The sequence below is a fragment of the Lentzea terrae genome (genome assembly GCF_003265345.1).
In the GTDB taxonomy this organism is placed as follows: domain Bacteria; phylum Actinomycetota; class Actinomycetes; order Mycobacteriales; family Pseudonocardiaceae; genus Lentzea; species Lentzea terrae.
On sequence record NZ_QFWW01000013.1, the window covers coordinates 85,417 to 97,091 of the forward strand.

The 11,675-nt window shown below is 67.3% G+C and carries 13 protein-coding genes; 7 read left to right on the top strand and 6 right to left on the bottom strand.

The features are described from left to right. Window positions 1-14 precede the first annotated feature (14 nt). Window positions 15-467, top strand: coding sequence for an ester cyclase (locus tag DI276_RS19035; protein WP_112265223.1), 453 nt, complete (start codon window positions 15-17; stop codon window positions 465-467). Here the strand turns inward: DI276_RS19035 and DI276_RS19040 are convergent. From DI276_RS19040 to DI276_RS19060, 5 genes are all read right to left on the bottom strand, one after another. Further along, a complete protein-coding gene (locus DI276_RS19040) occupies window positions 461-1,363 on the bottom strand; it encodes an asparaginase (RefSeq protein WP_112265225.1) in 903 nt (300 codons plus the stop codon). The two genes, DI276_RS19035 and DI276_RS19040, sit on opposite strands and share 7 nt — an antisense overlap. Further along, window positions 1,344-2,111, bottom strand: coding sequence for an amino acid ABC transporter permease (locus DI276_RS19045; protein ID WP_112265227.1), 768 nt, complete (start codon window positions 2,109-2,111; stop codon window positions 1,344-1,346). The genes DI276_RS19040 and DI276_RS19045 overlap by 20 nt, the downstream gene beginning before the upstream one ends. After that, complete coding sequence (locus DI276_RS19050) at window positions 2,111-2,725, bottom strand: amino acid ABC transporter permease (protein WP_112265229.1); 615 nt, start codon at window positions 2,723-2,725, stop codon at window positions 2,111-2,113. The genes DI276_RS19045 and DI276_RS19050 overlap by 1 nt, the downstream gene beginning before the upstream one ends. Further along, window positions 2,722-3,600 (bottom strand): glutamate ABC transporter substrate-binding protein, encoded by an 879-nt coding sequence (locus DI276_RS19055; RefSeq protein ID WP_112265231.1) that lies wholly within the window; start codon window positions 3,598-3,600, stop codon window positions 2,722-2,724. The genes DI276_RS19050 and DI276_RS19055 overlap by 4 nt, the downstream gene beginning before the upstream one ends. Before the next feature lie 107 nt (window positions 3,601-3,707). After that, window positions 3,708-3,914: a cold-shock protein gene (locus DI276_RS19060; protein WP_030468404.1), complete on the bottom strand. Its 207-nt coding sequence runs from the start codon at window positions 3,912-3,914 to the stop codon at window positions 3,708-3,710. 240 nt (window positions 3,915-4,154) lie between these two features. Here DI276_RS19060 and DI276_RS19065 point away from each other — a divergent pair, with 240 nt between their 5' ends. Together DI276_RS19065 and DI276_RS19070 are read left to right on the top strand one after the other, a co-directional pair. Beyond that, window positions 4,155-4,385: a hypothetical protein gene (locus DI276_RS19065; protein ID WP_157984803.1), complete on the top strand. Its 231-nt coding sequence runs from the start codon at window positions 4,155-4,157 to the stop codon at window positions 4,383-4,385. 31 nt (window positions 4,386-4,416) lie between these two features. Then, on the top strand, window positions 4,417-5,163 hold the full coding sequence (locus tag DI276_RS19070; RefSeq protein WP_232836755.1) for a hypothetical protein: 747 nt from the start codon (window positions 4,417-4,419) through the stop codon (window positions 5,161-5,163). Window positions 5,164-5,184: 21 nt separating this feature from the next. On the opposite strand, the gene DI276_RS19075 is transcribed toward DI276_RS19070, so the two are convergent. Continuing rightward, window positions 5,185-6,303, bottom strand: coding sequence for a sugar ABC transporter substrate-binding protein (locus DI276_RS19075; RefSeq protein ID WP_332874701.1), 1,119 nt, complete (start codon window positions 6,301-6,303; stop codon window positions 5,185-5,187). 210 nt (window positions 6,304-6,513) lie between these two features. Here DI276_RS19075 and DI276_RS19080 point away from each other — a divergent pair, with 210 nt between their 5' ends. The 4 genes from DI276_RS19080 (at window position 6,514) to DI276_RS19095 (ending at window position 11,631) form a co-directional block, all read left to right on the top strand. Then, window positions 6,514-8,220, top strand: coding sequence for a S8 family serine peptidase (locus DI276_RS19080; RefSeq protein WP_112265239.1), 1,707 nt, complete (start codon window positions 6,514-6,516; stop codon window positions 8,218-8,220). 162 nt (window positions 8,221-8,382) lie between these two features. Continuing rightward, window positions 8,383-9,819: an alpha/beta hydrolase gene (locus DI276_RS19085; protein ID WP_112265241.1), complete on the top strand. Its 1,437-nt coding sequence runs from the start codon at window positions 8,383-8,385 to the stop codon at window positions 9,817-9,819. A 78-nt stretch (window positions 9,820-9,897) separates the two neighbouring features. After that, entirely contained in the window at window positions 9,898-10,683 is a 786-nt protein-coding gene (locus DI276_RS19090; protein WP_112265243.1) for a chitosanase, read from the top strand. Window positions 10,684-10,842: 159 nt separating this feature from the next. Further along, window positions 10,843-11,631: a chitosanase gene (locus DI276_RS19095; protein WP_269814274.1), complete on the top strand. Its 789-nt coding sequence runs from the start codon at window positions 10,843-10,845 to the stop codon at window positions 11,629-11,631. The last annotated feature ends 44 nt before the right edge of the window (window positions 11,632-11,675 follow it).

An 11,675-nucleotide genomic window follows, 5' to 3' on the forward strand; every position in this document is an offset into this window, starting at 1 on the left:
GAGGGTCGGCCGGCATGACCGAGTCCAAGGCGCTCAGAGCGCTGCGCGAGGCGATCGTCCTGGAGCACATGGAATGCCAGAACGACTTCGACTTCGACACCTCCCTGAACGCGTTCCCGCACCCGCGGTACGAGATCATGGCGTCCGGCCAGGTCCTGGACGGGGTGGACGAGGTGCGTGCGTACTGGCAGCGCACCCGCGCGACGTTCCCGGACCAGCGCAACAAGGTCATCGAGGTCCACCACGCCGATGACGCGGTGGTCGTCGAGTTCGAACTGTCGGGAACGCATCTGGGCAGCCTCCTCGGTGAGGAGCCGACGAACAAGTCCTTCAAAGTGAGAATGGTGGCTTTCTTCCTGTTCGAGAAGGATGTCCTGCTCTGCGAACGGGTCTACGGCGACACCACGACGGTCATGCAGCAGCTCGGCCTGCTCAACGCCCCGGACGAGTACGCGGGCCCCTACTGAAAGACGACCCGCACCTCGCCGACGACCTGCCCACCGCCGAGCACCGGCACGGACAGGTGCTCCTTGGCCGGTGACACGTCGAACCCCAGCGCCGCCAACGCCGTGAGCCCGATCGCCGTGGTGGCACGAGGATTTCCGTCGAGCACCTTCACCGCGACCGCGTGCCCGGCCGCCGTCGCCAGCACCAGCACACCTTCCGCACCGCCCTTGGCCACCACGCCAGGCAGCACCTGCATGACCACGGTGTTCACGTGCCCGGTTCCGCCGACGTACTCGGGGAACTTGCGCATCGCGTCGGCAACGGGTGTGCGCACGAGGCCTTGCATCGCGCGCGCCAAGCCGTGCAACGACAACGCGTACACGGGCGCACCACAGCCGTCGACCGCCGTGTGCGCGACGGTCTCGCCGGCAAGATCCTCCATCGTCCGCAACACCAACTGCTGCAACGGATGCGTAGGCTCCAAATAGGTCTGCGTCGGCCACCGCGCCGCCACGCACGCCGCCAGCATCGCCGCGTGCTTGCCAGAGCAGTTCATCCGCACGCGCGACGGTTCCGTCAACCGTTGACGTGTCTCCTCGTCCTCAGGCCAGGAAGCCGGGCACCGCAACAACCCCACCGGCAACCCGCCGAGCAGCTGCATCACCAGTTCGACGTGCCGGTTCTCACCCGTGTGCGACCCGGCCGCGATCGCCAGCGCGGGACCGGCGAGCGGCGCCCCCGCGGCCAGGCACGCCAGCGCCTGGAACGGCTTCATGCACGACCGCGGCAGCACCGGATCTGTCACGGCCCCAACGGAAACGCCGACCTCGCCGGACGGCAGCAGCCCGACCACGCTGCCGTGGTGCAGGCTCTCCACGAAACCGTTCCGGGTGACCTCAGCGAGCAGTGCGGGCACGACCGGCCTCCAGTCGGTGGGCCAGCCTGGACAGCGCCAGGTTGACCACCAGGTAGATGAACGCCACGACGATGAAGGTCTGGATCAGCAGACCGTTGTAGTTCGCGAGCACCCGCCCGTTGAACAACAACTCCGTGTAGGACACGACATATCCCAGCGAGGTGTCCTTCAACAGACTGACAGCCTGGGTCACGAGCAACGGCGTCATGTGCCGCACGGCCTGTGGCAGCACCACGAACCGCGTCACCACCCCGTCCGGCATGCCCAGCGACAGCCCGGCCTCGCGCTGCCCACCGTCGACCGAGTCCACGCCCGCCCGGAAGATCACCGCGTAGGAAGCCGCGTGCGACAACGCCAGCGGCACCACGAGCTTCCAGAACAGCGGCAGGTTCACTCCGAACGACGGCAGCACGAACAGCATCACGTACACGAGCAGCAGCACCGGGACCGTGCGCATGACCTCGGCGTAGGCGCGCGTGAACCGGTTGGGCCGCAACGCGAGCAGCAACCCACCCGCCATCGCCAGCACCCCCGTCGCGAACGCCGCCACCACCGTCGACCACAGGCCTCCGAGCAGATAACGCCACACGGGCCAGGTCAGATACGGCCGCCACCGAACCGCGTCCAGCTCACCGCCGGACGCGAACTGCCGCAACCCCAACGCGACCAGGCCGGCCAGCACGAAAGCGGACACCACCGAGACCCAGAAGACCCGGCGGCGAAAACGAGGTCCGGGAGCGTCGAACATCAGCCCAGCCGCCGTTCCAGCACCCGCGCCCCGAACCCGATCCCGGCGGCCATCACCAGATAACAGAGCCCGACGCCGGTGAAGACCAGCAACGGCTGCGCGAGCTCCAGGTTGATCCGTTGCGCCGCACGGGTCATGTCCACGACGCCGACGACACCGGCCAGTGCGGTGGCCATGGTCAACGCGATCGCAATGTTCGCCAACGGCTGCACAACGCGCCTGGATGCCTGCGGCAGGATCACGTGCCGCAACGACTGCCGGAACGACAGCCCCAACGCCCGTGCGGCCTCACCTTGCCCGGCCGCCACCGAGTTGACGCCCGACCGCAGCGCCTCCGCCACGAAAGCCGCCTCGTACAGCGCGATCGCCGTGAAAGCCGTCCAGAACAACGGCATGCGCACGCCCACCTCCGGCAGCCCGAACACGAAGAGCACCAGCCATGCGAGCAACGGGATGTTCCGCCACACCTCGACGTAGACCGCGCCGACGCCACGCAGCAGCGGCACCGGCACGATCCGCAGGACCGCGACGACGAGTCCGACGACCAGCGCGCCGGCGAACGACAACAAGGTCAGGGCAACGGTGTTCAGAAAGCCTTCGAGGACCAGGCTCATGAGGCGATCGCGGGTGGCGCCGGCGCGTCGCCGGTGACCACCGTGCCGATCGTCTGCTTCCAGACGTCCTGCCACAGCCCGGACTTGCCGATCTCGCGCAGCCAGTCGTTGACGACCTGCTGGAACTCCGCGTCACCGTGCTTGATCCCGATGCCGTACGGGTCCTCGGTGAACGGCTCGCCGACCAGCTGCAACTCGCCGTCCTTCGACGCGTCGGCCACCAGGATCGCCTGGTCCTGCACGTACGCCTCGCCACGGCCCTGCTTCAACGCCGTCAGGCACTCGGGATCCGAGCCGAACTCGACGATCTTCGCCGTGGGGGCGGCGTCTCGCACGGCCTTCACGCCCGGCGTGTTCGCGCCGACGATCACGGTTTTTCCGGCCAGGTCAGCGGGTTTGGTGATACCCGACGTGCCCTTGCGAACGGCGATGGCCTGACCCGACTGGTAGTACGGGCCGGCGAACGCCACGCGCTCCTGACGCGCCGGCGTGATCGTGTAGGTCTGGATGATCACGTCGACGGTGCCGTTGGCCAGCAACGGTTCGCGCGTCTCCGAGGTGGCGCTGAGCAGCTCGGTCTCGGGCTTGCCGACGAGGTAGCGCGCCAGCAGCTTGCCGAGGTAGGCGTCGAAGCCGGTGAGCTCGCCGCTGATCGGGTCGAGCTGGGAGAGCAGCGGGGCGTCCTGGGAGCCGCCGATGAGCAGCTTGCCGCGTTTCTTGATGCGGTCGACGGCCGAGCCGGGGTTCACTTGACCTGCGTAGACGGGGGCTTTGGCCAGCAGCGCGTCGATCTTGCTGCCACCTGGCACCGCGTCCGAGCCGCCGGAGCATCCGGCCACGAAGAGCAACACCGCCGCTACGAACAGTCTCCCCATACCGCGAAGCTACTGATCGCGATCAAACACGCACAAGATACGACAAAGCCGCTTGTCCGATAGTGGACAGGCGGCTTGTCTAGATCAGATGTGCTGATCAGTCAGACTCAGACGGCGCGAACGCCCTGGGCCTGCGGGCCCTTCTGGCCCTGACCGATCTCGAACTCGACCCGCTGGTTCTCCTCGAGAGCCTTGTAGCCGTTCATCTGGATCTCGGAGTAGTGGACGAACACGTCGGCGCCACCGTTGTCAGGGGAGATGAAGCCGAAGCCCTTCTCCGCGTTGAACCACTTGACGGTGCCCTGTACTGCCATCTTGCTACTTCTCCTCTAACAGGTGCCGGATCGCGCTCGCGACCACCGGGTCAAGCTGAGAGAGCAGCGTTCTCTCCGGAACCTGGAGAAACCACACGCTCACTAACTTCGCTTCCGCGAGCGTGGGACACGAACACGAAAACGTACGACCATGGACAGTCAACCACGACCTCCCGCTCGCAGTCGAGCACCCGATCTCACTGCTACCGTGAGACCCCGAACGACCACGCGGAGGTGCCCGTGCCCGAGCATCCGGCGATCTCGATCAAGGCCGGGATCGCGCCACAGGTGGCCGGTGGCCTGTCCGCACTCGTCGAGAAGGTCCTCGCCGACGTGGCCGCGCAGCAGGGGGCGAAGGGCGACCGCAGGGCTCGCAAATCCATCGTCAACAAGTACGAAGGCACAGTCCGTGGCACCCTGTTCCAGATCGGGAACGTCGAGGGCGACGTCCACCACCACGGCGACCGGTAACCTGGAGGGTCGTTGACCCAGGGGGCTGTGCTTGACCGGCAGCGAGCGTCTGCTCTTCTTCTTCATCGGCTTGGTGACCACGTTCGTGTTCATCCGCATCAGCGTGCGGATGATCAGGGCGAAGGTGCGCTGGTGGCCGCGCAATATCGTGCACGGCGACACGCACGTGCATCACGTCGTGTTCGGCACCGTGCTGCTGCTGTTGTCCAGCGTGACCAGCCTGGTCATCCCCGACGACCTGCACAACGCCCGGCTCGCGGCCGCGGCGGGCCTCGGCGTGGGCGCGGCGCTGGTGCTGGACGAGTTCGCGCTGATCCTGCACCTGCGCGACGTGTACTGGACGAAGGCCGGCCGGCTGTCCGTTGACGCCGTCTTCCTCGCCATCGGCCTGACCGGGACGTTCCTGCTCGGCGCGCGCCCGCTCGGCTACGACGAGGTGCTGCAGCTCAACCCGGACACGACGCCCTCCGACACGTTCACGGCGAGGCTGATCACCATCGGGGTCAACCTGTGCTTCGCGATCGTGGCGCTGCTCAAGGGCAAGATCTGGACGGGCCTGCTCGGCCTGCTGGTGCCGGTGGTGCCCGCGGTGGGGGCCGTGCGCCTGGCCCGGCCGGGCTCGCCGTGGGCGCGCTGGCGGTACCAGGAGGGCTCGCGCAAGCTCACGCGGGCCTACCGGCGCGAGGCCAGGATCCGGCAGCCGATCATCAAGGCGAAGATCGCCGTGCAGGAGTTCATCTCGGGACGTCACGACCTGCCGGATCACGACAGGCCGTGACGGGGCCGAGCACCCCAGGCATCACCCTCCGAGAATGTCCTGCTGAGCGCAGGCCTGGGCAACGTCGCCCGCACACAGTTCCTGCGGCTTGACGATGCCTTCCGTGACGAGCGTCCGCACGCTGTCCTTCTTGATCAATGTCGCCCCGAGCAGCACCGACTTGATGTCACGCCGCGCGACGGGATCCCGCAGGTTGCCGGTGGCGAGGTCATCGGCACCGTCGAGGTCGCCGCGAGCGATCGCGATGGCCAGCCTGGCCGCGGCCTCCGCCTCGTCGCGCACCGGCTTGTAGACGGTGACGCACTGGTCGCCCCGCAGCACGGCCCGCAGACCGTCCACAGTGGCGTCCTGGCCGGTGACCGGGACCTTGCCCGCGAGGTTCTTCTTCTTGAGCACCCCGATGACCGCGCCGGCCAGGCCGTCGTTGGCCGCGACCACGCCGTCGACCTTGCCGCCGTTCCCGTTCAGGATCTGCTCGAACAGCTGGCCGCCGAGCTCGTTGTTCCAGTCCGCGACCGGCTGCGACTTCACGAGTCTCAACGCGCCGCTGTCGTACTTGGACGACAGCCGCGACTTCTGGCCCTGCGTGAACAGCGTGGCGTTGTGGTCGGTCGGCGCGCCCTCGATCTCGATGATCTGGGCGCCGGGCTTCTCACCGAGGCACGCCAGCAGACCGTCCGCCTGGAGCTGGCCGACGTTCACGCTGTCGAAGCCCACGTGGTACTCGGCCGTGCCACCGAGCGTCACCCGGTCGTAGTCGATGACCGGGATGCCGGCGGCCTTCGCCTTCTTGTGCACCGCCAGGCCGCCCGCCGCCGACAACGGCGTGATCATCAGGACCTTCACCTTGCGGCGGATCATCTCGTCGGCGATCTGCGTGAACTTCGCCTCGTCGCCCTCGGCGTTCTCCATGAACGGTTCGATGTCCGCGTAGTTGAACGCCTGGGTGAGCAGCGGTCGATCTTGTTCTTCCCAGCGCGTGGAAGTCGTTCGGTCGGGAAGGATTACCCCGACGATTGGTTTGGGACCACGCGCGGGCAGCGTCGGAGCACCCTGACCTGCATCACCGCAGGCAGAGAGGAGAAAGAGCAGGCACGCCGACGATGCCATTACCCGTCTTCGCATAAACGCGGAGTTCATCGCTTGAATGTTGTTAAGTCAAGATTTCCGGGCACTGATTACGCTCCGCTTCCGATCGGCTACAGTTCGATTCCGTACGAAAGGTGCTGATGCGCAGCGAATTTTCGTGTCAGTGTGTCGGACTTGGGCGGCAATCGGGGGCCGCCATGTTGTGGATCCAGCCCTGACCGGGTGTGAGGAGACAGCTGAGTGAGAACGCGCAGAACCGTGATGGCGGTGGCGGCAACGGTGTCGCTGATCGCAGCGGGTACTTCGGCGGCGGGGGCAGCGCCGGCCTCTTCCGCAGGCCAGCAGGACACCGAGTACACCGTCCTGCTGGAGGATCCCGGCAACCGCGACTTCGCTATCGACGCCGTGCACGCGGCGGGCGGTGAGGTCGTCCGGGACAACAAGGCGATCGGTGTCCTGACCGTGAAGGCGCCCGCGAACGGGTTCGTGGAGAAGGTCTCCGCGTCGAGCGAGATCGTCGGTGCCGCGCGGTCCAAGCCGATCGGTCACGCTCCGGCCGCGAAGGCCGAGAAGACCAAGCGCGACAACGTCGAGAAGGAGAACACGGCGTCGCAGCCGGCCAAGGCTCCTGCGGCGTCGAAGTCGGCGGCGGGCATGGACCCGCTGGACGGCGACCTGTGGGGCCTGAACCTCGTCCGCTCGAACATCGCGCGGGCGAAGCAGGCCGGTGACAAGCGCGTGTACGTCGGCGTTCTCGACACGGGTGTGGACGGCTCGCACCCGGACATCGCGCCGAACTTCAACAACGAGCTGTCGCGCAACTTCACCGTCGACATCCCGAACGACTCCGACGGTGGCGAGTTCGACGGCCCGTGTGAGTTCCGCGGTTGTGTCGACCCGGCGAACTGGGACGACGGCGGCCACGGCACGCACGTCGCCGGCACCATCGGCGCCGCTGCCAACGGCTTCGGCATCTCCGGTGTCGCGCCGGGCGTGTCGCTGGTGAACATCCGCGGTGGCCAGGACGCCGGCTCGTTCTTCCTGCAGCCGGTCGTCGACGCCATCACCTACGGCGCCGACATCGGCCTCGACGTGATCAACATGTCGTTCTACGTCGACCCCTGGTACATGAACTGCATCAACGACTCCACGGCCACGCCGGAGGAGCAGCTGGAGCAGCGCACGATCATCGCGTCCGTGCAGCGCGCACTGAACTACGCGCACCGCAAGGGCGTCACGCTGATCGGTGCCGGTGGCAACAACCACGAGGACCTCGGCAAGCCGCGGACTGACACCGTCAGCCCGAACTACCCGCCGAACCACAACCGGCCGCGTCCGATCGACAACGCCACCTGCCTCACCCTGCCGACCGAGGGCAACCACGTCATCTCGGTGTCGTCTCTGGGCCCGTCGACCAAGAAGGCCGACTACTCGAACTACGGCCTCGAGCAGACCGCGATCTCGGCTCCCGGCGGCTACTTCCGCGACGGCTTCGGCACGCCGTGGTTCCGCACCAACGAGAACATGATCCTGTCGACCTATCCGAAGAACGTCGCCATCGTCGAGGGCAACGTCGACGAGGCCGGCAACGTCACTCCCAAGGGCGTCACGGCGGGCGTGAAGAAGGCCGTGCAGGGCGACAAGGTCGGCTACTACCAGTTCCTGCAGGGCACCTCGATGGCCGCCCCGCACGCCGCTGGTGTCGCCGCGCTGATCGTCAGCGAGTACGGCAAGAAGGACAAGGGCCGCCCCGGCCTCACCCTCGACCCGGACAAGGTCGAGAAGGTGCTCTACAAGACCGCGATCCAGCGGGCTTGCCCGAACCCGCGCACGGTCTCGTACGCGAACGAGGGTCGCCCGGCCGAGTTCGACGCCACCTGTGAAGGTGACGCGAAGTTCAACGGCTTCTACGGTCACGGCATCGTGGACGCCTACGGCGCGGTCACCCGCGGTCGTCAGTTCCTGTAAGTCCTGTTAGGACGGCAAGGGCCCTCGGTCTCGACCGGGGGCCTTTTGCTTGCGACGAAAGTGGGTTCGCGGGGTACACCTTCGTCGCGACGTTCCTCCTCGCCTTGACCGTGCCGTAGCGGCACGGTTTCCACTGGGCGTTCACACGGGGAGGTAATCGCAATGCGAAAAACGTTGTCACTGGCGATGGCTGCCATCGCCGCGTTGGTGGTGCCAGGGGTGTCATCAGCGGCGCCCGCGAACGAGGTGAAGTGGGTCGCGTGCCCAGCGGATGTGGCCGCTCCGGGAGTGGAATGCGGAACGCTCAAGGTGCCGCTGGACCACCGCAAGCCGGAGGGTCGGCAGACCGAGGTGATGATCTCGCGCCTGGCCAGCAAGAACCCGGAGAAGCGCCGTGGCATCCTGCTGACCAACCCCGGCGGGCCGAGCGAAGGGCTCACGTTCCCGTTCCTGCTCAAGACATTGGGCCTGCCGCAGAGCGTGCAGGACGCATACGACGTGATCGGCATGGATCCGCGCGGACTCGGCTACAGCTCGCCGTCGACGTGCGACCTGACCGAGGAGCAGATAGCGCCCGGCAGCGTGCCGCCGTACGCCGTGACGCAGGCCGATGTGCGGAAGCGGGCCGAGGAGACGAAGGCGATCGCACAGCAGTGCCTCAAGTCCTCGACCGCGGATGCGTTGCCGTACAACACAACCGCGAACATCGCCCGCGACCTGGACCGCGTCCGCGCCGCACTGGGTGAGAAGAAGGCGTCGTTCCTGGGCTACTCGTACGGCACGTACCTGGGCGCGGTTTACGCCACGCTGTTCCCGAAGTCCTCCGACCGCGTCGTGCTCGACAGCAGCCTCGGTGCGGGCGGGTGGGACGTCGAGGGCGGCCGCATGTTCGGCAGGGGCGTGGAGGACACGTTCCCGGACTTCGCGAAGTGGGCGGCCGCGCACCCGGAGCACGGCCTGGGCACGACGCCGGAACAGGTGCGCGCCAAGTACTTCGACCTCGCCGCGCGGTTGGACGCGAAGCCGTCCGTCGAGGGCATCAACGGCCAGGGCTTCCGGCTGATGACGTTCGTCGCCCTCTACGGCACCGGGGACGAGGTGTTCGCGAAGATGGCCGCCTCGTGGAAGGCGTTCGACACCAACTCGCCGCAGCCGCCGCAGGAGGTGCCGGAGATCCCGCGCATCCAGGCCCTGCTGGCCGGACGGTTGCACGTGATCTGCGGTGACTCGGACTGGCCGTCGTCGGTGGGGACCTACGAGCGCAACGTCGCCGTGGACCGCGTCCGCCACCCGATGTTCGGTGCGGCGGCCGCGAACATCCAGCCGTGCGCGTTCTGGCCGAAGCCGGTGGAGAAGCAGGTGCTGCCGAACGACCGCGGACCGCGCAACGTGTTCGTGGTGCAGAACGAACGCGACCCCGCCACACCGCTGGCCGGCGCTCGCACGATGCGCCGCGCGTTCGGGGACCGGGCCGCACTGCTGACCGTCGACCAGGGCGGGCACGGCGTCTACCTGATCGGGAAGAACAAGTGCGCCAACGACAAGGTGACCGAGTACCTCCTCAGTGGACAGCGACCGGCCCACGACGTCAAATGCTGACCTCTTGTCGTGCAACCGCTTCCACGCTACGGTGCTCCGCGTCCAGTCGCCGCCGATCCCCAACCGGAACGGAGCGACATGAAGACGTTTTCACGCCTCGCTGCAACAGTTCTGTGCGCGGCCGCCCTCGTCACGCCGGGCACCGCGCAGGCCGCGGACCTGAACGACCCGCAGCTCAAGGACATCGCGATGCAGCTGGTGTCCAGTGCGGAGAACTCCTCGCTGGACTGGCGCGCCCAGTTCGGCTACATCGAGGACATCGGCGACGGCCGCGGCTACACCGCGGGCATCATCGGGTTCTGCAGCGGCACCGGCGACATGCTCGACCTGGTCCGCCTCTACCGGGACTGGCAGCCGGGCAACGTCCTGGAGAAGTACCTGCCCGCACTGGAACGCGTGAACGGCACACCGTCCCACGACGGCCTGGACCCGACGTTCCAGTCCGACTGGGAGACCGCGGCCCAGGACGGCACGTTCCAGGGCGCGCAGGAGCACGAGCGCGACCGCGTCTACTTCAACCCGGCGGTGAACCGCGCCAAGCAGGACGGCGTGCAGGCGTTGGGCCAGTTCATCTACTACGACGCGATCGTCATGCACGGCGACGGCTGGGGTGATCTGGACTTCTCCAGCATCCGCCAGCGCGCTCTCAACACCGGTGCACGCCCGCCGGCCCAGGGCGGCAGCGAAGTCCAGTGGCTGCACGCGTTCCTCGACGCGCGGGTGTGGGTCATGAAGCAGGAACCCGCGCACGAGGAGACCAGTCGCGTCGACACGGCGCAGCGCCGGTTCCTCAACGAGGGCAAGCTGAACCTCGAACGGCCGCTGCAGTGGCACGTGTACGGGGACTACTTCGAGATCAGGTGACCGTTCCGGCGGGAATGCCCGCACGGCATTCCCGCCGGAATCCCGTGGTTTGCCCGATTCGCGAATTAGTAAACCCTCTTGCCAATAAAGGTGTGGACCCCTTACCGTTGCTCCACGCCGCCCGGGACCCCACCACCCCTGCCCCGGAGGGAAAACTTCGTGAAACTCCCTGGTCGTCTCGCGGCCGCGCTGCTGACGTGCGCTGCTCTGATCACCACCACGGCATCGACCGCCGCTGCGGCGAACCTCGACGAACCGCGCCTCAAGGACATCGCGATGCAGATCGTGTCGAGCGCGGAGAACTCCTCGTTGAACTGGCGCGGCCAGTTCGGCTACATCGAGGACATCAAGGACGGTCGCGGCTACACCGCCGGGATCATCGGCTTCTGCAGCGGCACGGGCGACATGCTCGACCTGGTCGAGCTGTACCAGAAGCGCAAGCCCGGCAACGTGCTGGAGAAGTACCTGCCCGCACTGCGCAAGGTGAACGGGACGCCCTCGCACGCGGGCCTGGATCCCAACTACACCAAGGACTGGAAGACCGCGGCCAAGGACTCCGCGTTCAAGGCCGCCCAGGAGTCCGAACGCGACCGCGTCTACTTCAACCCGGCCGTGCGGCAGGGCAAGGCGGACGGCGTGCGCGCCCTGGGCCAGTTCGCTTACTACGACGCGATCGTCGTGCACGGCAACGGTGGCGACAAGACCAGCTTCAGCAACATCCGCAAGCGGGCACTCGCCAAGGCGAAGCCGCCGTCGCAGGGCGGCAACGAGACCACCTGGCTCAACGCGTTCATGGACGCCCGCGTGTGGGCCATGAAGCAGGAGCCCGCGCACGAGGACGTCACCCGCATCGAGACCGCGCAGCGCGTGTTCCTCAAGGCCGGCAACTTCGACCTGAAGACGCCGCTGCGGTGGAAGGTCTACGGCGACAGCTACGAGATCAAGTAGCCGCGCGGCAGGGGCGCCCGAACGGGGCGCCCCTGCCGTCGGAA